At 65.0% G+C, this 25,840-nt stretch carries 25 protein-coding genes and 4 pseudogenes; 14 read left to right on the forward strand and 15 right to left on the reverse strand.

Annotation, left to right across the window (positions count from 1 at the left end; genetic code table 11):
• The first annotated feature begins 472 nt into the window (after positions 1-472).
• The gene (locus tag AC5JJ6_RS10240) at positions 473-1,768 is read left to right on the forward strand and encodes a GAF domain-containing protein (protein WP_496041941.1); all 1,296 of its coding nucleotides are present in this window, start codon (positions 473-475) and stop codon (positions 1,766-1,768) included.
• Positions 1,769-1,790: 22 nt separating this feature from the next.
• On the opposite strand, the gene AC5JJ6_RS10245 is transcribed toward AC5JJ6_RS10240, so the two are convergent.
• Positions 1,791-2,057, reverse strand: coding sequence for a hypothetical protein (locus tag AC5JJ6_RS10245; protein WP_496041942.1), 267 nt, complete (start codon positions 2,055-2,057; stop codon positions 1,791-1,793).
• A gap of 177 nt (positions 2,058-2,234) precedes the next feature.
• Here AC5JJ6_RS10245 and AC5JJ6_RS10250 point away from each other — a divergent pair, with 177 nt between their 5' ends.
• Positions 2,235-2,405 (forward strand): hypothetical protein, encoded by a 171-nt coding sequence (locus tag AC5JJ6_RS10250; RefSeq protein WP_496041943.1) that lies wholly within the window; start codon positions 2,235-2,237, stop codon positions 2,403-2,405.
• 506 nt (positions 2,406-2,911) lie between these two features.
• Here AC5JJ6_RS10250 and AC5JJ6_RS10255 read toward each other — a convergent pair.
• Both AC5JJ6_RS10255 and AC5JJ6_RS10260 read right to left on the reverse strand, forming a co-directional pair.
• A complete protein-coding gene (locus tag AC5JJ6_RS10255) occupies positions 2,912-3,139 on the reverse strand; it encodes a hypothetical protein (protein ID WP_496041944.1) in 228 nt (75 codons plus the stop codon).
• Positions 3,140-3,240: 101 nt separating this feature from the next.
• Positions 3,241-4,223: pseudogene (locus tag AC5JJ6_RS10260) on the reverse strand (Bug family tripartite tricarboxylate transporter substrate binding protein).
• Positions 4,224-4,619: 396 nt separating this feature from the next.
• On the opposite strand from AC5JJ6_RS10260, the gene AC5JJ6_RS10265 reads away from it, so the two are divergent.
• The gene (locus AC5JJ6_RS10265; RefSeq protein ID WP_496041945.1) at positions 4,620-4,988 is read left to right on the forward strand and encodes a hypothetical protein; all 369 of its coding nucleotides are present in this window, start codon (positions 4,620-4,622) and stop codon (positions 4,986-4,988) included.
• A gap of 389 nt (positions 4,989-5,377) precedes the next feature.
• Here AC5JJ6_RS10265 and AC5JJ6_RS10270 read toward each other — a convergent pair.
• A pseudogene (locus AC5JJ6_RS10270) lies at positions 5,378-5,584 on the reverse strand (IS256 family transposase); the annotation flags it as partial.
• A 256-nt stretch (positions 5,585-5,840) separates the two neighbouring features.
• A complete protein-coding gene (locus AC5JJ6_RS10275) occupies positions 5,841-8,048 on the reverse strand; it encodes a carbohydrate-binding domain-containing protein (RefSeq protein WP_496041946.1) in 2,208 nt (735 codons plus the stop codon).
• A gap of 474 nt (positions 8,049-8,522) precedes the next feature.
• Between AC5JJ6_RS10275 and AC5JJ6_RS10280 the strand changes: the two genes are divergently transcribed.
• The 3 genes from AC5JJ6_RS10280 (at position 8,523) to AC5JJ6_RS10290 (ending at position 9,604) form a co-directional block, all read left to right on the forward strand.
• A complete protein-coding gene (locus AC5JJ6_RS10280) occupies positions 8,523-8,711 on the forward strand; it encodes a hypothetical protein (protein ID WP_496041947.1) in 189 nt (62 codons plus the stop codon).
• A 161-nt stretch (positions 8,712-8,872) separates the two neighbouring features.
• The gene (locus tag AC5JJ6_RS10285; protein ID WP_496041948.1) at positions 8,873-9,304 is read left to right on the forward strand and encodes a hypothetical protein; all 432 of its coding nucleotides are present in this window, start codon (positions 8,873-8,875) and stop codon (positions 9,302-9,304) included.
• A gap of 168 nt (positions 9,305-9,472) precedes the next feature.
• Positions 9,473-9,604 carry a hypothetical protein gene (locus AC5JJ6_RS10290; protein ID WP_496041949.1) on the forward strand — a complete coding sequence of 44 codons (132 nt, stop codon included), beginning with the start codon at positions 9,473-9,475 and terminating at the stop codon, positions 9,602-9,604.
• A gap of 100 nt (positions 9,605-9,704) precedes the next feature.
• On the opposite strand, the gene AC5JJ6_RS10295 is transcribed toward AC5JJ6_RS10290, so the two are convergent.
• From AC5JJ6_RS10295 to AC5JJ6_RS10310, 4 genes are all read right to left on the reverse strand, one after another.
• A complete protein-coding gene (locus tag AC5JJ6_RS10295; RefSeq protein WP_496041950.1) occupies positions 9,705-10,019 on the reverse strand; it encodes a hypothetical protein in 315 nt (104 codons plus the stop codon).
• Between the two features lie 713 nt (positions 10,020-10,732).
• Positions 10,733-11,122, reverse strand: coding sequence for a helix-turn-helix domain-containing protein (locus AC5JJ6_RS10300; protein WP_496041951.1), 390 nt, complete (start codon positions 11,120-11,122; stop codon positions 10,733-10,735).
• A gap of 199 nt (positions 11,123-11,321) precedes the next feature.
• The gene (locus AC5JJ6_RS10305; protein WP_084113175.1) at positions 11,322-11,696 is read right to left on the reverse strand and encodes a DUF202 domain-containing protein; all 375 of its coding nucleotides are present in this window, start codon (positions 11,694-11,696) and stop codon (positions 11,322-11,324) included.
• Positions 11,697-12,012: 316 nt separating this feature from the next.
• Positions 12,013-12,402: a helix-turn-helix domain-containing protein gene (locus AC5JJ6_RS10310; protein WP_496041952.1), complete on the reverse strand. Its 390-nt coding sequence runs from the start codon at positions 12,400-12,402 to the stop codon at positions 12,013-12,015.
• An 820-nt stretch (positions 12,403-13,222) separates the two neighbouring features.
• Here AC5JJ6_RS10310 and AC5JJ6_RS10315 point away from each other — a divergent pair.
• Positions 13,223-13,573: a hypothetical protein gene (locus AC5JJ6_RS10315; protein ID WP_496041953.1), complete on the forward strand. Its 351-nt coding sequence runs from the start codon at positions 13,223-13,225 to the stop codon at positions 13,571-13,573.
• Between the two features lie 701 nt (positions 13,574-14,274).
• Complete coding sequence (dctP, locus tag AC5JJ6_RS10320; protein WP_496041954.1) at positions 14,275-15,315, forward strand: TRAP transporter substrate-binding protein DctP; 1,041 nt, start codon at positions 14,275-14,277, stop codon at positions 15,313-15,315.
• A 426-nt stretch (positions 15,316-15,741) separates the two neighbouring features.
• On the opposite strand, the gene AC5JJ6_RS10325 is transcribed toward dctP, so the two are convergent.
• Together AC5JJ6_RS10325 and AC5JJ6_RS10330 are read right to left on the reverse strand one after the other, a co-directional pair.
• Positions 15,742-16,170: a DUF1810 domain-containing protein gene (locus AC5JJ6_RS10325; protein ID WP_496041955.1), complete on the reverse strand. Its 429-nt coding sequence runs from the start codon at positions 16,168-16,170 to the stop codon at positions 15,742-15,744.
• A 358-nt stretch (positions 16,171-16,528) separates the two neighbouring features.
• Positions 16,529-17,080: pseudogene (locus AC5JJ6_RS10330) on the reverse strand (PAS domain-containing protein); the annotation flags it as partial.
• A 75-nt stretch (positions 17,081-17,155) separates the two neighbouring features.
• Between AC5JJ6_RS10330 and AC5JJ6_RS10335 the strand changes: the two are divergent.
• The 5 genes from AC5JJ6_RS10335 (at position 17,156) to AC5JJ6_RS10355 (ending at position 21,101) form a co-directional block, all read left to right on the forward strand.
• Entirely contained in the window at positions 17,156-17,524 is a 369-nt protein-coding gene (locus AC5JJ6_RS10335; RefSeq protein WP_496041956.1) for a response regulator, read from the forward strand.
• Positions 17,525-17,844: 320 nt separating this feature from the next.
• Positions 17,845-18,075, forward strand: coding sequence for a hypothetical protein (locus AC5JJ6_RS10340; RefSeq protein ID WP_496041957.1), 231 nt, complete (start codon positions 17,845-17,847; stop codon positions 18,073-18,075).
• 292 nt (positions 18,076-18,367) lie between these two features.
• Entirely contained in the window at positions 18,368-19,135 is a 768-nt protein-coding gene (locus AC5JJ6_RS10345; RefSeq protein ID WP_496041958.1) for a DUF3891 family protein, read from the forward strand.
• A 230-nt stretch (positions 19,136-19,365) separates the two neighbouring features.
• The gene (locus AC5JJ6_RS10350; protein WP_496041959.1) at positions 19,366-20,118 is read left to right on the forward strand and encodes a TetR/AcrR family transcriptional regulator; all 753 of its coding nucleotides are present in this window, start codon (positions 19,366-19,368) and stop codon (positions 20,116-20,118) included.
• Between the two features lie 86 nt (positions 20,119-20,204).
• Positions 20,205-21,101 (forward strand): tripartite tricarboxylate transporter substrate-binding protein, encoded by an 897-nt coding sequence (locus tag AC5JJ6_RS10355; protein ID WP_496041960.1) that lies wholly within the window; start codon positions 20,205-20,207, stop codon positions 21,099-21,101.
• A gap of 262 nt (positions 21,102-21,363) precedes the next feature.
• Here AC5JJ6_RS10355 and AC5JJ6_RS10360 read toward each other — a convergent pair.
• From AC5JJ6_RS10360 to AC5JJ6_RS10375, 4 genes and pseudogenes are all read right to left on the reverse strand, one after another.
• Positions 21,364-21,627: pseudogene (locus AC5JJ6_RS10360) on the reverse strand (DDE-type integrase/transposase/recombinase); the annotation flags it as partial.
• Between the two features lie 55 nt (positions 21,628-21,682).
• Entirely contained in the window at positions 21,683-22,960 is a 1,278-nt protein-coding gene (tnpC, locus tag AC5JJ6_RS10365) for an IS66 family transposase (protein WP_496041961.1), read from the reverse strand.
• Complete coding sequence (locus tag AC5JJ6_RS10370; protein ID WP_496041964.1) at positions 22,918-23,250, reverse strand: hypothetical protein; 333 nt, start codon at positions 23,248-23,250, stop codon at positions 22,918-22,920. The genes tnpC and AC5JJ6_RS10370 overlap by 43 nt, the downstream gene beginning before the upstream one ends.
• Complete coding sequence (locus AC5JJ6_RS10375) at positions 23,150-23,488, reverse strand: transposase (protein WP_496041962.1); 339 nt, start codon at positions 23,486-23,488, stop codon at positions 23,150-23,152. The genes AC5JJ6_RS10370 and AC5JJ6_RS10375 overlap by 101 nt, the downstream gene beginning before the upstream one ends.
• Positions 23,489-23,744: 256 nt before the next feature.
• Here AC5JJ6_RS10375 and AC5JJ6_RS10380 point away from each other — a divergent pair, with 256 nt between their 5' ends.
• Entirely contained in the window at positions 23,745-25,517 is a 1,773-nt protein-coding gene (locus AC5JJ6_RS10380) for a diguanylate cyclase (RefSeq protein ID WP_496041963.1), read from the forward strand.
• The last annotated feature ends 323 nt before the right edge of the window (positions 25,518-25,840 follow it).

Consider the following 25,840-nt stretch of genomic DNA (forward strand, 5'->3'; position numbering starts at 1 on the left):
CCTGTACGACAGCGATACCCCATCAGACAAGCATTCTATGACACAGTAGTACTAGCTCAGCAAGGGCGACGTTGGCGGGGTTGCTATCTCTGTTCCCAGAAACTCAGGCCGCCCGCTTTTTGTAGGCGGCCTTCTCTTTGCCCAAACGCGAATTGCGGCAGGTCCCGCCCAGGCTTGGAAAGCGGAGGTTATCGCATGTGATGCCGGCGCTGCTGTACGGTCAGCAGGGGCCGAGAGCGAATGGAAAGGGTCCCGGAATCTCCTGATGGCGTATGCTGATTGAATGAGCGGCCCCTCCAACTCCTCTGAGGGGATTGCCGCAGTTCCGTCGGTGCGAGCGTTTGCCCGTTTTGGCCAGCGTGTTACCGCCAAGTTGGATGGACAGCGTAGCTTCGAGGGTGGAGCCTGTTCCATAGCCACCCGCAGAGCAGACGGACACGGGTACGTGCCCGCCGAGCAAGGAGGCCATCCGATGTCCGATGAAACGCTGTTGAGAAAGGCGCTGCAGGACGAGGACCGCCTCATGGCACTCCGGCGAACCGGCCTGCTGGACACTTCGCCCGAGGAGACCTTTGACCGCCTGACCCGGATGGTCTGCCGGCTGCTCGGCGTGCCGGCGGCCTTGGTGTCGCTGGTCGAGGCCGACCGCCAGTTCTTCAAGAGCGCTGTTGGCCTGCCGCAGCCCTGGCTGCTTCGACGCGAGACCTCCCTACTGCACTCGTTCTGCCAGCACGTCGTGGCCGCTGGGGAGCCGCTCCTGATCCAGGACGCGGGCCATCATCCACTGCTATCCGGCAACCTCGCCATCTCCGAGCTTGGCGTCGTCGCCTACCTCGGCATGCCGCTCATAACGCCAGATGGCCATGCGCTTGGCGCTTTATGCGCCATCCATACCGAGCCACGTGCTTGGACATCCGGCGATGCCGCGGCGTTGCGCGATCTCGCCGCGGTGACCATGAGCGAGATGACGCTGCGCCGACTGGCAGTGGAGATGGCCGAGCGCGGCCGCCAGGAGGCGGTGCAGCACCAAGCGACGAAGGCGCGAGTGCGCCGGCTTGAGGCGCTGCGCCGGCTCGCAGACGGTGTGGGGCACGACCTCGCCGGTGTCATGCAGGCGGTTCAGAGCGGGGTGCGCTTGGCCGGCGCGCGGCTCGGGCATGATCCGGCAACGGCGCAGTCCATCCTTGCTTTGGTGAACGACGTAGCCCGGCGCGGCGGCGCGCTGGCTCAGCGCCTCACGGCTTTTGCTCCGCGTGGCGAGCTCCGGCCTGAAGCGGTCGATGTGGCGCCATTGCTGCAGCGCTTGGCACGTGTGACTACAAGCGGCCTGGACGTTCCACTTCGCGTCGAAGTGGATGTGGCCCCGGGGCTGCCGCCAGTCCTGGCTGACCCCGAGGAACTGAAGTCAGTGCTGCTGGGCCTGGCCGCCGCGGCACGCGACGCCATGCCGGAAGGCGGCACCCTCACGCTTGGGGCAGCCCTTGAGGAGATCACCTCGGGAGCAGAGCACCAAGCGGCGCTGCGGCCAGGCCGTTATGTCCGGGTCTCCATAGCTGACACCGGCACGGGCTTGGGCGGCGGGGCTTCGCTACTTGGGGCGTCGGATCCCAGCGCGGAGTTCGAACTGGCGTTCGCCCGGACCTTCGCCGAGCAGGTTGGGGGCGGACTGGTGCGGGAGGGCAGGCCGGGGGTAGGGATCACGGTCACACTTTGGCTGCCCGCAGCAGAGGCCGGTGGCGTCGTTGAGGCGGATCCGCGCGAAGGATAGGCCAGACCCCTGCATCGGCACCTCATTTGTCCGGCTCTGCCTTGCGACTGCCCCTGAGACGCTCGCGCTCGGCGCGATCCTCCTCAATAAGCCGCAGGATGTCCTCAGGGATCGGTTCCGCAATCGCGGCGTCAAAGGCCTCGTGCAGACTTTGTCGAAGCCAGAGGCCGAACGCATCCTCTTCTGCCCTAAGCCATTCGGCGGCAGCGCGTCTCGATGGCTTGCGTGACGGCTCCTCGGCCTCCGCTTGCGTTTCCTTGTCCCGCTTTGATCCGGCTGGCATGGCCACGCGCCCCGCCCTGGTGGTCCAGCCATAACGCGCCGGGGAGGCCGGCGCTGCGCGCCGGCTCTACAGCGGAAGCTCGAGTAGCGGTCGCTCAGGGCGGACGCGGACCAAGCATACCCGATAGCTATGCTGCTCCCGGAGATTGCCAGTGGCTGGCCCAAAGGCCATGGAGAGCTGAACATGACCGAGAGCAACACCCTGCAACCGTGCCCCGGCCATGGTGCAGGAGCCTGGATGATGTTGCGCCAGGATCCGCTAGCCCTGGCGGCCCGCATCGAGCGGCATGGCACTACCCCCGGTGCGGCGGCCGTCCCGTTATTCCTTCCTGCACTGAGCCGCCTGGAGCCGTGAACTCGACTGGAGGAAGCGCTGACAGGCGAGCGTCTGTTGCCGCGGGTTAGACGTCCAGCCCGTGGGCAACGGGACGCATTGGGCGCCGTTAGACGAGTCTTGGCGGTAAGCACCAGAGGAGGCTTGCGTGGCGAGTGGAACCCAAAAGGATAACAACTTCCAAGCGACACCAAATGCCGCCGACATGAACCCGGGCGACGATGCGCCACCCGGCACCCCTGGAACCGGTGAGGATGTCTGCCCCGATTGCAGTGGCAAGGGCAAAGTCCAAGGCGGCACTGAGTGCCCAAACTGCGGCGGAACGGGCAAAGTCATCAAAGGGGTAGCGGGAGGTTAGCTTGGCAGGCGACGGCAACCGTGGGCGAATGCCTGAACTCACCCGCCCCTAAATAGAGGTGCTGGCCCGTCAGCGTCGTCCAGCTACCAATCCAAGGTCACGCACCTGCACCGTCATTCGATGCACGGCTGGCGGAGACGGGCTCAACATCAGGCCGTGAAGGGTCGCCTCAATCTTTGCCTCTGGATACAGCCGCGAGCTCGGGGAGCACGTCGCGGATGCGTTGCGCCAGCGACCGCGCGTGCGCCTCGCCGCTGCCGAGCTGGTCGCGCATTTGCAGCCAGCTCAGGTACAAGTCGTCCTTCAGCCGTGGCAGCCTGCACGCGAACAGCGTGTATAGATCGAGCCCGAGGCTGTTGCCCGCGAGGTGAGCAATCGCCCGCTTATCTAGCGGCACCGCTGTGTTGCAGGGACCAGCACGTCTACGCCGCTGCCCCCTGCAACTCGGCGCCTCCCGTCGTCAAGTTCGGGCGAGCGCTGACAGCACCTTGCCTTGTGCTACTCGACGCGAATATCGCGGGCGCGGATCACGTCGCGCCACTTGGCGCTCTCAGCGGCGAGATAGGCCGGAAACGCTTCCGAGGTGCCGCCGACCGGATCGATTGATAGGCCCTGCAGGTGCTCGCGCAGGTCGGGGGCGCGCAGGCTTTCTATGACAGCCTGTGACAGACGGCGGATGACCGGCGCGGGCGTGTTGGCGGGGGCAAACATACGAAGTCGCTGGACGCGTTGAGGCCGGGCGTGCCGGACTCAGCCAGCGTGGGCACGTCCGGCATCTGGGCCGAGCGCTGCTCGGAGCTCACCGCCAGTGCCCGCAGCTCGCCCGAGCGCAGGAACGGCAGCGCCACCCCCGTATCCACGAAGGACATCGGGATCTCACCGCTTGTCACGGCTTGCATAGCCGGGCCGCTGCCGCGGTAGGGCACGTGCTGGAGCTTGATGCCGTTGGCAGCGGCGAACATTTCCGGGGCGAGGTGGTTGGCCGAACCAATGCCGCCAGAGCCGAAGCTGATCGTGTCCGGCGCCGCCCTGGCCGCGGCCACGAGGTCGGCCACAGTGCGGAACCGCGAGTCACCCCGCACGCACAGAAAGAATCCATTCTGGACCAGTAGCCCTATCGGGGCGAGGTCGCGCTCCTGGTTGTAGGGCAGGTTGGTGTAGAGGTGGGGATTGATGGCGTAGGTGCTGTTGGGGGTGACCAGCAGCGTGTAGCCGTCGGACCGGGCGCGGGCCACGAAGCCGTTGCCCACGGCGCCGTTAGCGCCGGCCTTGTTGTCCACCACAAATTGCTGGCCCAGGCGCGCCGAAAGCGACTGCGCGATCAGCCGCACGATGAGGTCGGTGGAGCCGCCGGCGGCGAAGGGCGCCACAATGGTCACCGTGCGCGTCGGGTAGGGTGTCTGGGCGGCCGCCGGGCGGGAGCCCGCGGCGGCGCCAGCCAGCAGGCTCAGGGTCGAAAGGCCGAACTCGCGTCCAAGCATGGTGATCGTGTCCTGTCTTGGAGGTGTGTCGCGGTAGTCGGTGTCACGGCCATACTACGCGGCGAGGATGGTGCTGGCCGGACCGGGCGTGCGTCATGCTTCGGTCTCGGCGCGGCCGCTGACCGCTTTCCGAGCTGCTCCATCGCCAGTATCATTCGTCGTTCCCTCATGGTGACCACGAAGGACCGCGCGCGACGCCGGATTTCCCGACGCGCCTTCGCCTTCGAACGGCCGGGCGCGGGCCAGGCCCGGCCCGTTCGGACGGGCGGCTCACGCCCGCCGCTCCGGCGGCCCACGAGCGGCTCCTATTTACGGGGGGACGGACATGCATCGACTGCTACAAGGGCACGCCCACAGGCTGCCGGACATGACCGGCGTGTCGGGGTGGCAGTAGCCATGGCGACCAGGGTGACGCGGCGCGGACTGCTGCTGCTGTCGTGCGCTCCCGCGTTAGTCGTCCTGCTCGAATCTCTCGCTGCAGCTCAGGACACGGCAACCAACCAGATACCGCCCGCGAAGCCGAAGATCACGCCCGAGGAGCACCAACGCCGCGCCGCCGATCGGCTGAGGACCATCCGGTTGCGGATGGACATCGGCCTGGAGATGGATGACCGGGGTATCAGCACGCCTGCGGAGATTGGCGCTGCTCTCGGGATGCCGGCAGCTGAGGCGACTGGCATGCTGAACCGGAAGCAGTGGCGAGAGGGTGACGTGGCGCTGCTTGAGGCTGGGGCGGCCCGGCTGGGGGTGCGGCTGCTGGACTAGCGGCGACCTGCTTGTCCTCGGGGATGGTCAATACACCTGCTGGACGAGCCAAATGATGCCTCCCCAAAGGGGGAGAGACAGTAAGCCGGCGAGTACAATGGCGAACCCAATCCCCAAAGGAGGCTGACTGTCATCCCTATCGATGCGCCGGTCTGCCATGATTTTCTCGCCTAGTGGTTGCTGTGCCTCTATAACCCTAAAATCTTTAGTAACATGTAAACTGCAGACAGCAACCTTGAGGCAAGTCCGACCAAAGCGCTGGGCCGCGGTTCATGTCTGGCTGCAAGGGTCAGCAGGCGATCGGCCTTGACCCACTTTCACGAACACTGTTGCGCCGCTGATACAGCCGCTTGGTATGTCGTGGCCATCTGCTCCGGGGTGAGATAGCCGATCTTGGCCCGGCGCATCGCGATCGGGCCGATGCCGGTCTGGACCATGCGCTCCGGCCCCAGCCCGTGCCGCACGACCCGCTCGCGCCCGTCCGGCAGCCGCAGGCCCCGCATCTCGGCCAGGAACGCGTCCACCTCGGCCTCGATGGCCTGCGCCAGCAAGCGACGAGCACCGCTCCTCAGAACCGCCGTCTACGGATCCCCGATCTCATCGGGCTAGCGGAGGGGGACGACAGTGCTATGGCTCGTCATGGCGTATCGCTCCTTCGGGAGGTTCTGGCAGGCTCGTCACCCGCCTCGATACGTCGCCTTTCTCAGACCGCCGTCACCTAGTTTCGGCCATAGCTCTCGCTCCTGACCCGCCGTACTTTTGCTGCTCTCAGGCAGGAAATCCACTTATCGGCCTGTCCGAATTTCCCGAATCACCTCTGGGCTTATGGGTTCTGATCAGCGGGACTTGGCATTAACCATGCCATTCATAGACCCGAACAAAATCGACCATGATGTCGTAGCGGTTCGGCGCATCCGCGCCCGGCACGCCGCCATACCAGGTGTCGCTCGGTGCCCCGACATGGCCCTGCAGCCCGACCGTCATCTTCATGGTCGGGATGTTCTGCGTGTAGGTATACATGGCTTGGCCGTCGACAGTCATCGTCACCCGGCCCGGCGTCCATTCCAGCCCGTAGACATGCCACTGGGTCAGGTCGATGTCGTAGGTGTGGCTCTTGTACACGTCGCCGCCGGTCATCGGATCAGGCCAATGCTGAGTGACCATCCCGTCGCCCTTCGGCGTCTCGAGGATGTCGAGCTCCGGCGGCCACACCCCGTTCGCCGCCGGCCAGAGTAGGAAGCATGGACCCATCCCCGTCACCTCGGCGCTCATCTTCGCCATGATCTCCACCTTGCCATAGGTGAAGGCGAAGCCCGGATTCCACTGGTTCGGCGTGGTCGAAAGGCCGCCCGTCGCCCAGCTCCCGTTGGCCATCTTGGTGATGCCGATATCGAGCATCCCGTTGCCGACGCTGACCTGCGAGTTGTCCCAGCGAAAGGCGCCGTTCCAGTAGGTCGAGCCGCCATAGCTGATCGGCCACTTCGTCGGATCGACCCGCGTGCCGCTGAACTCGTCCTGGAAAATGAGCTGGCCGAACTCGTCTGAGCCGGTGGACGGCGCATAGGTCCAGGACGGATCGACCAAGGTGTTCATCCAGGCATCGGTGACGCCCGCCAGCATCACCGTATCGCCCGTGCTCGGCCCGTAATGTACCAGCGTGCCGCTGACGCCACCCACCGTCGCTGCCTCCTGCCAGACGGCGAAGGTCCCGTCGGTGGTGATGGAGAGGCGATCCTCGCCCGGCCTGAAATCGGTGATGACATCGGCGCCGTCGCCCGGCTTGAGAACGAAAACGTCGGCGCCGGTGCCACCGCTCAGGCTGTCATTGCCGAGGCCGCCGGTGATCGTGTCGGCACCTCCGCCGCCGCTGATCGTGTCTGCGCCCAGCTTGCCGGTGAGCACGTCATTATCCGCCGTGCCGCTCAGGGTGAGGTTGTCGAAGGGTGGCGGCGCCTCGAAGAAGGAGAAGGTCTTCACCCCGGTCGAAGTCAGGTTGAGGCTGGAATCTGCCACGTCCTTCCCGCCGTAGGTGGCGCCGCCGACATAGAGGTTGCGGTCCTGCGCCAGCGAGCCGCCCCAGCCGTCATTGAGGAATTTGACCTCGACCTTGTGCGTGCCGGCCGCCCAGTCGCCCTTGAGCGTCAGCGTGTCGTACTGGCCCGAGCTGCGCAGGGCGGAGGCGGTGAAGGTGCCGCCGACCTGCACCCCATCGACCCTCACGGTGTACTGCGCGCTGCCGCTCCAGTGATCCTGGTTGACCCTCAGCACCAGGCTGTCCGGTCCTGTGCCTGCGGTGAGCAGTTTCGGTGGGAAAGGGTCCGCCGGCGGCTGCTCGGTGAAGGAGAAGCTCTGCACCCCGGCCCGGCCGAAACTGAGCGCCGCACCGCTGACTGCGAGCCCGGCATAGCTGGCGCTCTCGACATAGAGGTTGCGGTCGGTGTCGGTCGTCCCGCCCCAGCCGTCATTGAGGAAGCTGACCTCGACTTTGTGGGTGCCGGCCGTCCAGTTGCCCTTCAGCGTCAGCGTGTCGTACTGCCCCGAGCCGCGCAGGGCGGAGGCGGTGAAGGTGCCGCCGATCTGCACCCCATCGATCCTCACGGTGTACTGCGCGCTGCCCTGCCATGCATCCTGGCTGATCTTCAGCACTAGAGTGTCCGAGCCGCTGCCGGCGGTAAGGCTGACGGGATTGAAGACCGTCTGCGCCATATTCGCCGCCGGCACCAGCGACGGGCTGGTCAGCCATTCCAGCTTCATATTGGTCACGCCGGCCAGGAAGATCGAGTCCGACCAGGAGCCGTTGTAGACGATGCTGGTGCCGTAGATCCCGTTGACGGTGGTCTGGTACAGCCAGGGCTTGTAGGTGCCGCTGGCGATGGAGAGGCGGTCCACGCCGAGCTGGAAATCGTTGATGATGTCGGCCCCATCGCCGGCCCTGAGCACGAAGAGGTCGGCTCCGGCCCCGCCGGACATCAGATCGGCCCCGGCACCACCGGCGATCGTGTCGATACCGGCACTCCCTTTGATCGTATCTCTGGCGGACGTACCTGTGATAACGGCCATGGACGTTCTCGCTGCTGACAACCGAGAGGCGTTCCCGGCTGCTTTATGCAACTTGAAGTTGATGTCCAAGTCAAACCGGAGACGCACTAACATTTCCGCGATTGGTACTCCTGTGACTACGGATCGGCCTTGTGTCGATCTCCGCTAACGCTGCGACCGTAATGAAGCCGACAGTTTTGGGCGGTCCCAGACCTGCCCAATCGGTAAATGCAAAGAACTGCGCCGCTCGCGGAACCGCTGACTGGTCAGACAACTCCAATTTTCATGGAACAGCCATCCGTCCCGGCTACAGTGACTCCGGTAACGCATGCGCGGACCCAGCTGCTTGAGCATCCGGGAGATGGCCTCGAGGCGTGGCTGGCGGATCAGCTTGGCGGCCGACCGGGGGCGGATCCTGGCGGGTCGAGCCGGCCTGCGACGGGTGGACCTATCGCGTCGAAGGTCTGATTAGGCAGTTGGTGCGGGTCGTCGCCAATGACAGACGATGTCCAGAATGCGCTGCGGGCCTACGAAGCAGATCGGCTGCCGGTCACGCGCGCCATCGCGCTGCAGAACCGCGCCATGGACGTCGAGGCCATGATGGACATCGCTGAGGAGCGTGCCCCGCACGGCTTCGCCGCCATCGAGGCCGTCCTGCCACGGGGCAGGCACTCGAAGCGGTAGGCAGACTCTACAATGGCCAGCCCGAGCGGGTCCCAACAATGTTCTGCAGCCTGACAATTAGATGCTCATGATCGCGCAGCACGAAGGAGCTACGCAAACCTATTAGAAACAATTCCCTTTTAATGACCGCGGAGAAAGTGTCCACAAGCGGAATAAAGAACGTGAATGTATTCGGTGGGGCGGGTTTCGACGTTCTGGTCGGAACCAAGTGTTCCGACCTCATGGTTGGCTATGCTGGCAATGATACCATGCAAGGTGGTGCTGGGAGCGACCAGTTGTACGCAGGATCGGGCAACGATTCGCTTATCGGCGGTGTTGGGCAGGATCTTCTGAAAGGCGATGGCGGCGCCGATATATTTCAGTTCTCAATGGGTGACGGCATAGGAATGGGAGATCGCATCCTGGATTTCTCAGAAGGAGATCGAATCGGCTTCGTTGGATTATCACAGCGCACCGTGAGCCAAAGGCTAGGCACAGAAGGCAAGCTGGAAATCTATTATGGAACACTCGGAAGTCCAACGGAGTTCAGCAACAAGATAACGCTTGATGGCATCGACCATTTACTGGCCGCCAAGGATTTCATCTTTGCCTGACATCTGTCAGAGCGTTTGTGGGCGGGTGCAGCGCGACACTGCTGGTTCAGATGCGACCAAGCACCCAACGCCAGCGCTGCACGACAAAGGAAGCGCCGATTTCGCATCGCCGACCTGCCGCCCCACACGGCTCGGAAGCAGATCTCCCTGCTGGCCGGGCGGCCGACTGTGACCATGCAGGACCGGATCCGGCTTGAGCAGATCCAGCAGTGGCTCCAGGGACAGCCGACCGCAGTGCGGCTGCCGGCGGATCAGGTGTTGTGGCTCGATGGGAAGTGGTGGGCGGCGTTTGGCGGCTGATCAGCGTCGCTGGGGCACAATGGAGGGCCACGGTAACCCCGGAGCCGTCCAGAGCGATCCAGCGGGTCCCCTGCGGCGTGCATATGGTGATGCTCGCCTTCTATGTAGCCCAGAACGTCACCAATAGCCCCAGCGGCAACCACAAGCCTGGATGGGTGACCTTGGCAATGCAGCGCTGAGTGACGGATCGCGGAAGCGGGGATGGGATCGCGCCATAGCGCTCCACCCCTTCGCTTTCAACGGTGGCGGTGTGCAGCATCAGTGTGAAGCCCGAGATCCCCCACCACAGCGCGAAGCCAAGCAGCGCGTCCAGCAGGACCAGTGCCGCCTCCTCAAGCCAGGTGGCGGACGGAACACCATCGAGCCACGCCAACAGCGTGCCCGAGGCGATCCCCAGTGCGGCGAATGTGACCATGGCTCCGAACACGGTAGAGCCCTTACTCCGGTGTCGCACGATGACGGATCAAGCCTAGGCTCCAAACCCTGATCGCCGCCACCTATTCTGCAAGCCGTGGGGGTGATTTGCCGGGCCAAAGGCATGCCCAACCGTTCGGGCTTGGTGACGTCGTAACCTGCTGTAGGGATCCCTTACGACCGTTGCAAAACAGCCACGGTGCAGAGATGCGACAAAGTACGGGAGACCCACACCACGTTTTCAATGAGGAAATTTCTACCCAGGGGCGTATAGCTGGGCATGCATACGTGCTCATTGCGATAGGGTGAGGACTGGCTGTGCAGAAAAACCGCCGCTTTATGTCCAGCGTTGCCGCAGAAGCTGCTTCCGCTAAGCACCAATCCATCCAAGCGATGATCGCTCACAAGCGCCGTTGCAGATTAGTGGCCCCGCCGGATAACGAGGCTCTCAACCGGATGATCTCGGAATTCCATGCTAGCGGCGGCGCGGTAACGACCTGTCCGACCGTCTACGCCTTGCCCGTGCAAAATGGCACCGGCCGCACAGGTTGAGCCATCTGCAAGTCTGCAGCAGCCGGACGCCGCAATCGCTGCGCCTTCGTAGGGCAGTGAGTGGTTGGGCGTTTTGAGCGTCTGGCTGTCCGAGGTAGCGTTGGCGGAGATGGGCGGCTCGCTATAGCGAAACCTGCGGGCCCCAGTTGTCCACAAGCTCGGCTATGAGCCTGCCAGCGAGCGGGCCATATTGCTGATGGCTTCCTGCTGCTTTTCGTCTGTGATTGAGGCGAAGTTGCGCATGAGCTCCAGCTGCATGCGCTGGCGTGGCGGTATCTCTTCAACCGCAGCTTCCGCGGACATGCCCTCGAAGAACCATGTGGGATCAATGGCAAGCGCCTGTGCCACGGCGAACAGGCGGCCGGCGGAAATGCGGTTCAGCCCTCGTTCGTACTTGTGTGCCTGCTGGTAGGTCACGCCGATGATGCGGGCCAACTGCTGCTGCGACAGTCCCATCATCACCCGTCGCTCTCGGATCCGGCGACCAACGTGCAGGTCCACCATGGTGGCACGATGGCTTTGCGGTTCTTCCTGTGGATTGGTCTCACCCATATGCTGCGTCCCGGTTTATGGCCTTTTTATAATGAGTTGTGCGGCGGCGCTCTGCGCATTATCCCGCGAGAACAATCTCACTACGTGGATGTGACGGCAGGACAGTGTCTGCGGCGACGGTCGGGCAGTTGCGGGAGAAGCGCGGCCCCGGCTTGGCCCGTACGAACCCGCTCCCGATCCCAGTTGGATCCTCAGCTTCTCAGGTCCCGCCCGTCCGTCCGAACCAGACACCCAACAGGGCACCCAATGACACCAGCAGCAGGCCGCCGTTCACGACGATGAGCAGCGGCGCCGGCAAGCGGCGCAGGTCGGAGCGCTGCGGCGTGTCGTGACCCGGACGTATGTCCCGCCACACCGCGACTGCAAAGCAGAAAGCCGAGAACAGCACCAGGAGGGAGGCGTTGAACAAAATAGCCCATTCCGGCAGCACGCTGCCAAGCGAGGTCTTGGCTCCTACCCCCGCCACTAGTGACACAAGCCCGGTGCGAACCCAGGCCGCGTAGGTCCGCTCTGCCGCCAATACCGTACGGTCAGCAGCATAGAGTACCCGCGGGTCGTCCTTCGCATCAGGCATTTAGGGCAAACGCACCGTAGACATCCCGGCTCCCGCACTAGCACCGAGCGGGCCGAAGCGCAGGCGCGGGGAGAGGCAGCGAGGGCCGGAAACCCCGACTTCTCTATTGCCCGCACTCGGGCGATAGGCCTGCGACCATCGAGCAGATCGGCATCCCCCGCCAGGATGCGCCAGGGAGCCTGCCAGCGGCTCTGGGGCATAATGGGGCCCACACACGTACCGGCAACCGCCCAGGCTGGCCCAGCGTGGCCTCCCCGGCGGTCTTGACGCGCATTGAGGCCGAGGCATCTAACGGAAAGGCAGCCTGCAAGCTTCGCTATGAGCTTGCCAGCGAGCGGGCCAGAAAGGTGACAGCTTCCTGCTGTTTTTCGTCCTTGATCAGAACGAAGTTGCGCATGAGATCCAGGAGCATGCGTTGGCGTGGCGCCGCGTCTTCAGCGGCACTTTCTTGGCCAAGTCCTTGGAAAAACCAAGCGGCATCTACCGCAAGCGCCTGCGCTATCTCAAACAAACGACCTGCGGAAATGCGGTTCAAACCTCGCTCGTACTTATGCAGTTGCTGGTAGGTCACGCCGATGACCCCGGCTAATTGCTGTTGCGACAGCCCCATCATCAGCCGCCTGACACGGATCAGAGCGCCAATATGTTCGTCGGCCATGCTGACGTGCTGGCTTTGAAGCTCCTGTTGCAGAGCAGTTTGGCTCATCCACATCACTCCGGTTAGTTCATGACACTTCACTCAACCTAAAGCTGTATAGCTACCCACTATATCGCGAGAAATCTCATTCTGGAGACGATATGGCAAGGGAGGGCTGCCGCCGGCTGAGGCGACCAAGCTGCTGACCCGGCGCCAATGGCGGGAGGGCGGTGTGGCGCTGCTTGAGGCCGCAGCGGCGCGGCTGGGGGTGTGGGGGCGAACCAATAGAGCGCCGTTGCCTGTGATGGCTGCTCGCGCGTCCGTTGCTATTCTTGATTGATGTAGGTCGAGCATGATCACCTCGCGGGGCGGGCTAGGAGCCATCCCTAGCGGCAGCTGGTCCCTCTCCGTCTGCCTCCCCCGCCAAGAACTCCGCGCCGAGACTGCCGACCCCACTGAGGCCGCCTGGATCGTCCGGGCGGCCCTTTGGGTATTCCGCCGCGAGACAAGGCAGCTCGGCCAGTGCCGACAGGCCGCTCAAGAAGGCGCGGCTCGCGGCTTGGTGGCAGGAATAGCCACAGGTGGCCAGCTAAACCCGTTGCGGGAGCCGTAAGGGGTAGGCCACGCGGTGGGGGCTGCCTGTTGTCTGCCGGGGCTGGATGGCCCCCTCCCACCACACCCCCGCAAAGCCGACTTGAGCAGCGCCGCTGCTGGTGCGGAACGCTCGCAAACCAGCCTTGCGGTGGTGACGTTGGAGAGCTCGTTCCCGGCGAAAATCCCTGCACATCTCAAGGCCGCCTCCCCCTGGGCGGCCTTTCTTTTGCGCTCCGTCGATCACGGCAGTCCCGCTTCCTTGCGAGGTGAGAGTTCCACCGCAAGTGACGCAGCCATGACGAACGATCCAAAAGACCCCTTCGAGGCCATCAGCCCGGCCGCCGACACGGCGGTTGCCCTTGCTCGGCTGTTTCAAGCGCGGTCAGGCTCCCTGAGCTACTACGCCCAATCGGGCGGGTTGGGCTTCGGCTACATGCTTGAGGCGTCAGGGGAGTTGCGGGTCGTGGTGGAATGGCAAGGCCGTCGCTGCCTCCAGGTCACCCAGCCGCCGCAGTCGGGAGCCCTGCGGGTTATCCAACCATTCGATGAGGGTGGTCCTTGGATCCAGGAGCTGACGGACACTCTGCGCGATCTTGAACAGGTCGGTGCCGCCGAAAGGGCTGAGCCCTCCGGCAAGCCCTCCTAGCCCCTCGCCAGCTTCGCCCAGGCCCGCACATAGACAGCGGCAGGGTCCGCCCCCATTGCCCGTGGTGCGGGTGCGGCCATGCGCCATCGAGGCCGGCGCGGCGGCAGGCCGCGTAGACCAGCCGGCCGGCATAGGTGGAGGGCATCCACTCGAAGCCGGGCGGGAGAAGCTCCTCCGCCGCCGCCTTGTCGCTCGTGCAGGGCAGGACCGGGCCGGAGCGGCCGAGCGCGTCATGCATGGTTCGGTTTGCCTCGGCGCTGCCGGCGGGCACCTGGCCGAGCCGGTTGGCAATGCGGAGGAGCCGGACATAGCGGCTCATCTCAGCCCCTGCCCGCCGCCGTCCTTGAAGGTGTCGTTGCCGAAGCCGCGAGCCTGCGCGCGACTGGCTCCCCACACGCCCTGCAGCGCCAGTGCTGGTCGTCGCCGCCCGGGTCCGCATAGCGGGCACCGCATCCCAGGCAGACGATCACCAGCGCGGGCCTGGGCTTCGGTTGGCGCATCCACATCACCTCGCCTTCGGCACCAGCCGCATATGGCTCGGCGGGCGCCGCTACCGAGCCACAGGTCGGCTAACGGGATGCCGGCTGTGGTGGAGCATCCCCACGACGCAGATGCTACGAATTGCAGGTGATCTCAACCGGTGTTGTTGTAGGAAGGCAGTAGGAGAGACCGGTCTGCCCTTCGGGATCCGCTAGAAAATCATGATTGGCCTTGCGTCCCTGGCCGGAACTTATGCAGCGGCACGCCGGCTGCGACGGGCGGTGACGAAAGCTGCCATTGCGGTGGTGCTCGGAGCCACGGCGGCCGCGGCCGCGGTCGAGGAGGTGGCCCCCATCCATCTCAGGATCGCAGGCGGCCTCGGCGGGGTCGCTCAGTATCTAGAATACGAGATGCCCTTTTGGACGAGGGAGGTGCCCCGCCTCACGAATGGTCGGGTCCAGGCGGAGATCGCCCCCTTCGATCGCAGCGGCATTCGTGGGGCTGACATGCTCGGGCTCCTGCGGCTGGGCGTTGTGCCCTTCGGCACCATCAGCCTGGCTGTCGCCGCGAGTGAAGAACCGGAGTTGAGCGCCATGGACCTGCCGGCGCTCAACCCCGATACGGCGACCCTGCATCAATCACTGGACCTGCTACGGCCGCGGTTGGAGACGATCCTGCGGGAGCGGTACAATGTGCAGCTGCTGGCGGTCTATACCTACCCAGCGCAGGTGCTGTTCTGCCGCGAACCCTTCACCGGCCTCGCTGACCTTGCTGGTCGGCGAATCAGGGTTTCCTCCGTTGGGCAAAGCGAGTTGCTCGAAGCGCTTGGTGCCGTTCCGGTCGTTATCCCCTTCGCCCAGATCGTCAGCGCTTTCAACCAGCGCACCGTGGAATGCGCGATCACCGGCAGCTTGTCGGGTAATGCGCTCGGGCTACAGACCATGACCTCCACGATGTCGCGGCAAGCGATCAACTGGGGGGTCTCCTTCTTCGGAGCCAACATCAGCGCCTGGACCGCGCTGCCGGCGGAGGTGAGGACCCAGATCCAGCAAGGCCTGACGACCTTGGAAGCCAGGATCTGGCAGGCTGCCGAGCAGGAGACCGAGGAAGGCTTCGCCTGCAATGCGGGCCTGCCCCGCTGCACCAAGCAAGGGCAAGCCCGGCAACATGGTGGTTCTGGACGATACGCCAGAGGACCAGCAGCGTCGTGCCCGGCTGTTACGCAGCGTCGTGCTGCCGAAATGGATCCAGCGCTGTGGTGACGAATGCGCTGAGGTTTGGAACCGCTACATGACTTTAGCACGAGGCATTAGGGCGCCAGCAAACTAGCCCTGGCTAGGTCGCCTCACAGCCCTCACCCCTTTGGCTTCGGCACCAGCCGTATGTAGCTCGGCAACCGCTCCTCATCGAGCCACAAGTCGACAAGCGGCGTGATGGTCCCCGCCACCCCGTGGCAGATGTTGTCGAGCGGGGCGGTCGAACCGGACTTATCGCATGTGTGGATATGGATACCGACAGATGCTGAGCCGCATTGATGCCCATAACCTGGTGATGGGTCTTCCGCGAAGGACTGACTGTTAAGCCTCTGTGCGAAGGGCCTCCTCAATGGTCCGCCATGGGGGCTGAACGCGGTCGAGCTGGAACCCGGGTACCGTGGCTTGATGATCGCGCTCGGCGGTGTCGGTGTGTCATCCCGCCGCGAGCAGTTCGGTCGTGAGCTGGTCCGGCTTGCCTTCGAAGTACCGGCGGAGCACGTCGTCAAATACCGCCGTCTCCGGCCGCGCCGCTGCGAACAGAGTCATGGACGACCGCAGCTTGAGATCGTCCGGGCTGCCGAAGATCTCGTACGCGGACCGGTGCTGGACCGCGCGGACCAGCTCGGCGCACGCCACGAGCCGTGGCTCGAGGACGGGATGCGCCATGTAGGCCTGCGCCTCGGCCAGCGAGGCGATACCGTAGTGCTGGGCGGTTGGGCTTCGGCCGAGGGCGCGGAGCTGCGGGAAGACGAACCACATCCAGTGCGTTCGCTTCCGTCCCGTCCCGAGCTCGCGGAGAACGTCGGCAATCACCGGCTCCTGGGCCCGCACGAAGCGCTCGAGATCGAAAGGGTCGTCCATGGCCCGAGGCTATCTCCTTTTCGGCCAGATCCTGAAGGCTTATCGAGGCCAGGCCAGCCTCATGCCGGAGCTGGTGGTGAGTGTCCTGTAGCAGGTGAGCTATTCCGGCTGCACGCCGGCGACGCGCACCACCTCGGCATGGCGTTGCATCTCGGTGGCCACCAGGTCGCCGCAGAAGGGAAAACGAATCACGCCCCACCGTCGAAGGAAATCCTCTTCTGAATCGGTGAAAGCGGAAACCGCTCTGAGACGACGAGCGGCTCGGATCTGCCTCGGGTCGCGGCTCGGCCGCGCTGCCCTCCCGTGCGGCCGCGACCTGCCGCCGGAGCGCCCGCAGCTCCTCGAAGCGCCGTGTCACGTCGCGCAGGACCGCAGCCATACCCTCCATCCGGCCCGCCGGGTCGCGCAAGGGCACGATGGTGAACTCCAGTGAGATGCGGCCGCCGTCCTTACGCAGGCCGGGCACGGCAAGCACCTCGCCCGCGTCGTAGCGGCTCTCGCCCGTCTCCATGACCCGGCTGAACCCGGCCCAGTGCCGCGCCCGCTACGGCTCCGGGACGATGATGTCGAGCGGGCGACCGAGCGCCTCCGCCGGGGTGAAGCCAAACAAGCGCTCCGCCCCGGTATTCCAGAAGCGGATCACGCCCTCGCGGTCTGCGAGGATAATGGCATCCGCCGCTGCCTCCAGCACGGCGCGACCTAACCGGTCCAGTTCCGTCCCCGACCACACATTGCCCATCATTGTCCTTGCTCCCGACTGCCCTGGCCCAGGCCTTCCGTCGCCGTCATGGGCACTGATCCGCGGAAGACCTGCTGCTCGGTGACGATCAGATCCAGCGGTACGTCGTGTGGTTGCGGATGGATGGTCTCCCTGCATACCGGGCCGCGCCACCTTCTTTCGTTTGCTCATCAACTGAAGATTGATATATTTGCAATGTAACCGCTCTCGCCTGCCCTCATGGCGCCGCTCAGGAGGCTGCTGCCGATGCCGGCCAATACAGTACCAGAGCACGCTCGGAATGGCGGGGGAGACTGCCCGCCACGACCGGTGATCCTCGTGGTCGAGGACCAAGTCCTCGTTGCCATGATGATCGAGGATACCCTCCGAGACGCTGGCTACGATGTGGTTCTGGCCCATAGCGGCGAGGAAGCGCTCGCACGGGCTGGTGCGGTGGAGCAGTTATCCGGAGTCGTCACCGACATTCACCTCATGCACGGGATCGACGGCCGGTCGGTGCTGCGCGAGCTTCGTAAAGCCAACCCCAAGCTACCGGCGGTGGTGGTTACCGGCTTCGGGAAGGCGGCGCCGGAGGCTGACCTGAGAGGGCTCGGTGGCCCGACTGCCCGCCTGTGAAGCCTTTCGGCTGCGATGATCTCATCGCCAGCCTGGCCGGTGTTATCTCCAGCACCAATGGACGTGCTCCGCGGGCCAATGAGGCGGAACGAATTGTCCACCTGAGAAAGACGTCCAACTACGTCTTTGGATAGGAAGCCTGTGGTGCCGCCTCCCGAGGACCAGACCGGTTTAATGGTGCTGGCGATGGCGGCTTACGTCAGGAACTGCCGGGAAGCTGGGTGGACCGAGGCCGAGATTGAGACGAACTTGCGCGGCCTGTGTCGGGCGGTTGGCGGGCGTCGCATGGCGGGCCGATCGCCAGCGCCGAGGCGGCTTCAGTGAGCGGCGATCCCATCACCTTGCTGGCCGGCACCCTGGCGGGGTTATCCGCGAAGGAGCAGGCGGCCGTGCTAAAGCGCGCAATACGGGCCTATGTTCGGATCTGCCACGACGCCTGTCCCAACATGCCGCCGGAGGAGATCGCCCGGCAGTTCGCCGCCATCGCCAAGGCTGCGACGACGCGGTTGGCGGAGATGAAAGTGGCAGCGTCGGCTGCGCGCACTCAGTGACAAGGGGCTGACCCATGTCAGGAGGTGATGGGGTGCGATGCGAGCGGCCCGAGGCTGGCGGCTGCTCGCCCTGCTCCGTCTCACTGTCGGCCATGGCGCTGTTGATCGTGTTCGAGGACAATGCGGGGCTTCTGCCCCGGGCGCAAGCGGGGCGCGGTGTCGGCCAAGACCTGCTCCGGCCGCATGGCGTGGACGTGGCACAGGGCGACTGCGGCAAGCTCTGCCGGATCCTCAAAACCAGATGGATCAGGTCGTACCGTATCCCGAGACCCCACTCGCGCGTTGATACTCCATGATCCTGCGCAGCCCGGAGAACGGCACCCGCCTTCTCATCTCCCAGCCCTCCCACGCCTTGCTCTCAGGCCAGATGATGGCCGCCTGGGGCGCTCCCGGCTTTGCCCAGCCGAATCCAGCGCCGGAGGTCATCCTCGGCGCCGAACAGCACGACATCGCTTGGCTGTCCTGGGAAACCGCCCCGACCCTCGACACCGAGACGGGTCTGCCCCACCCCTTCACCAGGCTCGGCCCGGCGGTCCATGCCCCCATGTGGGCGCGCGGCGTGGAGATAGCCCGCGCCGCCTACGGCCTCTGGCCCGCCCTGCTCATCTCCCTGCACGGCACACGGATCTATACGGAGTACATGGACCCGGAGAGCCTGCCACCGGAGGACCACGCTGCCATCGACCGCAACGCCGCCAAGGAGGCGGCACTTCAGGCGGACTGGATCGCCAAGCTCGGCGTGACATCCGAGCAGGTCGAACGGAATTCCGCTCTCGTCGCGGTGACAGACGCCCTGTCGCTCGCCCTCTGCTTTGCCGATCCCGACAAGGCCGGCGAGGCACCGATGGCGGATGGCACCTCCCGCAAGATGAATCTCGTGCGACAGGGTCCCTCCCGCTGGTCGCTGGACCCATGGCCCTTCCGCGACGGCACGCTGACGGTGCAATGCGAGGTGATCCGCCTCCCCACCGAAACCCGCTGGACCGACGAGGAGGCGATGCGCCGCGACCTCCGCGAAGCCACCTGGAGCACGCTGGCCGAGACCCTGGTCCCGGCCTGACGGATCAAATGGCTAGCGTCAGGCGGGGCTTATCGCATTGATGCAGGGCTTGCTCCATTTGCGGGAACCCACTGATTCAAGCCGCACTGGGGGCGTGGCCTGGAGGTCGGCTCGGGGACGTTTGCGCCACGAAAATCTTGCCTTCACAACACCGCGTATCAACAAACATAGGTTTGCTCATGACCGTAGGGCATCCTATTTTAATAGGATAACCTACGTTTCAAGGCACCATGCCCGAACACCTGCCGACCGCCGAGCCGAAGCCGAGCGATGCCGATAACGCCAGCGATGACGGCCCCACCTTCCCCTTGGTGCTGCCGAGCGAGACGGAACTCGCCGCCCTCAAGCGGTGGAAGCGGCAGCACTGGGTCGAGTTCGCCTTGCTGGCACTGGAGCGCGGCGGCGTAGACGCCGTCCGGATCGAGGATCTCGCGCGGCGTAGTGGTCGTACCCCGGGCAGTTTCTACAGCCACTTCCCGAACCGTGAGGCGCTGCTCGACGCCATGGCCGAGGAGTGGTTGCGGCGGAGAATGGCTCAGGTTGATTGGGTCCATGCCTACCTGCGGCGCACCGGGTGCTTCACCCTCTCCGGCATCCTACGGGACGCCGCCGAGCGCCGGGCCGGCAGGTGGACCGGGCAGTCCCGGTCCGACCTCGAGCTCGCCATGCGCATCTGGGCGCGCAGCGACCCGCGCGCCCTGCGCGCCGTTCGCCAGATCGACGCCGTCCGCATCGCCCATGCCCGGGAGATGGTCCTCGCCGAGTACCCGCAGTCCCGGCATCCGACCGAGATCGGCCTGCTCCTGAATTGGATCCTCGCAGGGCGCCACATTGTCTTTCTTGACCCCTCCGAGCCGCCGCTACCCGCGGAGGGTGACGGGGCGGCAGAGCTCCTGCTGGAGCTCGCCAGCGCGGATGCAGGCCTGGGTGGCGCAGCGCCCGGATCGTCCCGCAACCCGGCTGCGCGGAGGCGACGAACATGATAAAGCTTGGACTCAGCCGTCGTTCTGTCCTGTCAGCCACCGCGGTCGCTGCGACCTTCCCCATGCCGTCGCGGGCGCAGCAGCGCATGCCGGACCTCGTCAAGCTGGTCGTGGGCCTGCCGCCGGGCACCCTGCCGGACATTATCGCCCGGACCCTGACGCCCTACCTCGCCGGCCGCATCGCGCCCGCGGTGGTGGTGGAGAACCGGGTGGGGGCGAGCGCGCGCCTTGCTGTGGAGGCGGTGCTGCAGGGGCCGCGGGACGGCAGCCAGGTACTCGTGACGCCCTCCGGGGTGCTCACCCTCGCGCCCCACACCTTCAGGGCCCTGTCGTACCGGCCATTTCAGGACCTGCAGCCGGTCAGCCTGCTCGGCCGCTCGGGATTCTGCTTCTGCATTGGTCCGATGGTCGACGGGGCAGTGCGGACTGTGCACGACTTCGCCGACTGGTGCCGCGCCAATCCGGCCAAGGCGTCCTACGCCAGCTTGGCCGCCGGCTCGCCGCCACACTTCGTCGGCGAGATGCTGAAGCTCGCGCTGAAGTTCGACTGCACACATGTGGCGGGCCGCAACGACCCAGCCCCCGAGGTCCTCGGCGGACAGATCGCGGCGATGAGCAAGGGGAGCGTGGACGTCGAGCGGCTGACCAGCGACACGCGCCTACGCGTCCTCGCAATCACGGGGCCGGCGCGCTGGCGGCGCATGCCGGACACACCGACCTTCGCCGAGCAGGGCGTGCCCGGCCTCGACTGGCTCGACTGGTACAGCATGTACCTGCCCGCCGGCGCTCCGTCCGGCCTCGCCGCGAAGCTTTCGGAGACGATCCACACCGCCTTCCGCGACACGCGCTTCGTGGAGCAATGGCGGACCTCGCTGACGATCGATCCCGAGGCATCCACACCCGAGGCGCTGGACCGCCTCGGCCGCTCCGATCTGGAGCGGTGGGCGGGTGTGGCCAGAGCCACAGGGTTCGTCGCGGAGTAGGTATCAGGACCGTCGACCCTCTGCGCCGAAAGCGCCCCACCAGGGCATTGTCACGTTGTCTGGTGCCAAGACGAGTTGGCCCGCGCGACAAAGCTTGCGTGACTTCACGCCGCATCCGAGTACACGTCTCCTGGCACCAGATCAGAAACGCCTTGTCGTGCGATCGGCGGTACTGATCGGACCGCAACAGGTGCCGCCGTGGACGGAAGTGGCTGTAGATCATCGCATGCGCCGAGAGGAACCGCTGTGCTTGCTCGGGTGACTTGAAGCGCTGCATCTGGCGTTCTCGGCGCCGGGTTGGCCTATGGGAGTTTTCGGCACAATTGTTCAAGTAGCAGCTGGTCCGATGCCGCACGCCGGGCAGGACCTCGCGCTGCGCTGCGCCGTAGGTGCGCAGCCCATCCGTGACGATGCGCCGCGGCTTGTACTTGAGGCCGGCCAGCAGGCGCTTGAAGAACCGCTTGGCGGCCGTGGCATTGCGCCGCTCCTGCACGAGGATGTCGAGCACGACACCGTGCTGGTCCACCGCGCGCTAGAGATAGAAGGTAATTACCCACCCCCTGACTTCTGCGGCGGAGTGGTCAGGCCGTGACGGTCGTCAGGATCGTGCCGAACACGCTGGTGCCGGGCACGAGGCGGGCGGTGTCGACGACGGTGCGCACGTCCGCCTCGCCCTGAGCGGCCCACATCGCGCGATAGCCGTTGGTGACCTTGCGCTGGATCACGGCAGGGCGGAGGTCGCGCTCGCAGGCGTTGTTCGTTGCTCCGACTTGGCCAGGCCAGTCCACGAAGGTCAGCAGTTGGTCGCGCGCTCGTCGCAGCTTCGCTTGCAACGCCCGCGTCAGCTCGCAGCCGCTGGGGGCTGCGAGGATCGGGTCCAGCCTGCGCTCGAGTGCCCGCCGCTTGGCGGCCAGGGTGGAGGCGGCCAAGCCTGCGGCGGCGTCGGCCAGAGCAAAGGCTGAGCCCAGCCAGAGCTTGAGCCGGAACGGCACGGGGTCGTCGCTGGCCTCCACTGCATACGCCACGTCGCGCGCCAAGTGCGCCAGGCAGGTTTGCTGGGCCAAGCCGTGGCCCTGCTGCGCCGCGTATCGGTCCGAGAGCCATACCGCAGGGCGGTGCCCGTCCATCATGTCGCGCACGACGGAGGCGGCGCGCGTCGGCGCGGCCTGGTGCACCACGGCATCCTGGCAGCGGAATACCCAGTGGTAGCCGCTGCAGCCCTCGATCCGCACGCCGGTCTCGTCGGACGCGACCACCTGGGCACGGCGCAGCGCCACGACGGCCGCCTCTCGCCCGGGCTGGAACCGGCCTTGGGCGCGGCGGAGCAGGTTCATCAGCCCACCTTGGCTGAGGCGCAGCCCGAACAGATCGGCCAGCGCGGCCTGCAGCCGCTCATAGGAGAGTGCCTGGTAGGTCTTCAGGTAGGTGGCCACCGCGTGCAGCCGCGGACCGAAGGGCGTGCCGCTGACCGGCACTGGCGCCACCGCCCGCGTGCCGCAGCCGGGGCAGCGCACCGCCAGGCGGTGGTGGTGCACTACCCGCGGCCGGACCGCGGGCAGCTCGATGTGCTCCCAGACCCCGGCTGCTTCGGTCGGTAGACCGGGCGCGAGCTCCATTCGGCAGCACGGGCAGACCTCAGGGCGGTGGGCGACCCTCTCGGACACATCGTCGCTCAAGGGACGGCTGCGACCCTCGTGGCCCGGCTTGGCGCCTCCAGGCTTGGCGCGCTCGCGCCGCTCCTTTCGATCCGTGCACGGCGGCTTGGAGGACGTGCGCGACGTCTTCTCCGGCCGCTGCAGCCGCAACACCAGCTCGATCAGCTCCGCCTTGCTTCGGTGCTCAAGCTCGTCCCGCTGCATGCCAAGATCGAATCAGCCAACCCGCTCCCGCGCAAGGGGGGTGGGTAATTACGATAGAAGAGCTCGCCGTTGATCTTCAGATAGAACTCATCCATGTGCCAGGTGTCACCCGGCCTCGGCCGCCGCTTGCGCAGCTTGGCCGCGAGGTCCACGCCAAAGCGGAGGCACCAAAAGCGGATACTCTCGTAGCTAACCACCAAGCCCCGCTCGGCCAGGATCAGCTCGATGTCGCGCAGGCTCAGGCTGAACACATGATATAGCCAAGTGGCATGGTGGATGACCTCGGCCAACGACCTTGAAAGGCCGCCGCGCCAACAGGCGCGTGATCCAGTCCGAAGCCTCCGGGCTGCGCCGGGCATGGTGCAGGCGGCTCGTAGCGCCGAGCACCAGCCGTTGGCGCAACATGGAGTTGCCCTGCCTGGAGATCCGGCTCAGGCGCTCTTTGCCACCGCTTGAGTGCGGCTTCGGGGTCAGGCCAAGCGAGGCTGCGAAGTGCCGCAAAGAGGCGAAGCCATGCGGATTGGGCATTATCGAGGCCAGGCTGGTGTCTCGGTCACGCAAATACCAGGGATACTTGTCGGATCCGACCCAACCTTCAGCCGCGGTACCTCACTTACAAGGTCGTCGCAAAGATTGCGCAACATCATCCGGCAATGCGCTGTGTGGGCACAGCAAAATGCTTCACGCTTGCCCTTCCCGCCGCTGCATCGCCTGAAGGTTGATTTTAAAGCTCGCTTATGCGTGATGCACTTGGTTAAAAGCTGGTGATCAAGGCGTTGGACCCATGAGCATGCTGAAGCAGCCGTCGTTGAAGACCCAGTTACCCAAGTCCTCAACGCGTGACATGCCCCGGTTGTGGCGCTGGGCAGTTCCGGTGCTCGGAACCATCCTTGCTCTCGGTGCCGCATCAGCAACTTGGGGCTATGTTGATGCTCAGCGAATTGATGCTCAATTACAGGGGGCAATGACCGAACGCGATAACGCACGTCGCATTTTACAAGCTGCCGTTGATCTTGAAAGTTCATCTCGAGGTTTTCTGTTGAGCGGAAAGCACGAGCAGCTGGCTGACTACCATGCGGCCCTGCTTTTTTTCGATCGAGAGCGAAGCAAATCGATAGCGGCCGTGGATCGCGGTCTGAACTTGCTGCGGGAGCCGTCTCTACTGGACGCTTTGGAAGTGGCGATACGGACCAGGGCGCGGCGGATTGAGCATTACGCCACAGGAGGCGTAGAGGCCGCTGTAAGGGGCACACAAGCCGGCGAGGGTAAGCGAGCCACCGACGATATTAGACGGTTGGTCGGGATCTATGTCTCGGATAGGGAAGCCAAGATCGCTTCCTTGCAAGCAGCGCTTAGCTGGCGGCAAACGGCATTCGTGATTCTCATCGTACTCAGCGCCGTGACGACTATTATTGCCCTTGCTTTCGCTCACAGGCAAATCGGGCGACGCCAAGTGGTGGCAGAAGCAGCGCGAGCAGCATCAGACCGACGTGGGCAGGAACTGGCGGCGCTCGTGGAGATGAGCGAACTTTTGCAAAGTGGCGTCGAAGCGAAAGATGTGCGCGATGTGGTGGCCCATGCTGCACAACGGCTACTGCCCGGGCTATCCGGCTGGCTCTTCGCGTTTAACAATTCACGCGACCGCCTTGACCTTGCAGCGTCATGGAAAGGGACCAGCGCTACTGCCGCGACTGAGCCGCCAGACCACTTCGCTCCCTCCGAATGTTGGGCTCTGAAGCGCGGCCGACCTCACCACGGAGACCCATCGGCGGAGGGAGACGGCCTTGGCTGCGTTGCCTGTGCTGCAACTGGAAGTGGCCTTTGTGTGCCCATGGCGGCACGCGGCGAGGTCCAAGGAGTTTTGCGCATTGCGTTTGGCGCCGGTGCTCCTGCGCCGACAGTAGAACAAACAGCATTGGCAACAGCTTTGGGTGATAGCGTATCGCTGGCATTGGCGAACCAAGCCCTGCGTGAACGGCTTCGGGGGCAGGCGCTGCGCGACTCTCTCACTGGTCTGCACAACCGCCGCTTCTTGGAAGAAGTTATGGCGCAGATGGAAGCGCAACTCGCCCGCGACGGACGTCCGGTCGCCGTGTTGATGATGGATCTCGACCACTTCAAATCCATCAACGACACGCACGGCCATGCAGCCGGTGATGCTGTCCTCCGTTCGGTTGGCTTGCTTCTCATCGAGCAGTTGCGGCGGAGCGACGTGGCTTGCAGATACGGAGGTGAGGAATTGGCCGTGCTGCCACCTGGTTGCGATCTTGCCCAGGCAGCCGAGCGTGCCGATACCATTCGGCAAGCTGTCTCCATGCTTCACAAATCGACTGCGGCACACGGTGATAGAGTCGCTCTTCCTCCGGTCACAGTCTCGATCGGGGTGGCGGCCGTGCCGCAAACCGCGCGGCAGTTGGCCGATGCGCTGAAGGCTGCCGATGCCGCGTTGTATGAGGCTAAGCGAACTGGACGAAACAGAGTGACGTCTGCTTCCGCACGCTCCGTCGAGCCGCAGCAGCCAAAGCTTGAAGTTGTTCAAGCAACCGCTGTGCAGTGACAGCAGGTGCGATGTGGTCCACGCACCGTGATGTACAATGCGTACCGAAGTATCGTCCAGCGCCTTGTGAGCTGCCGACTTTGGCTGTTGCCCAAAAACGGCTGCTTGCCCACCATTGCCGGACGTAAGGCCAGTAGGCAGGAGGGGCGTCCTGGCCGAGCGCCTCTGTAACCGTGAGCCGTACGGCGTATGGTGCCGCAGTAGGCGCTCACTTGTAGCAGGGATGACTTATCGCATGTGACTGGCGCTGGTCTTAGTGGATGCAGCCTGACGCTTAGTACCCGGGACCTCCTGTGGCGCAGGCTCAGGGGCGGTAAACGTCC

It is taken from the genome of Skermanella sp., assembly GCF_059503625.1.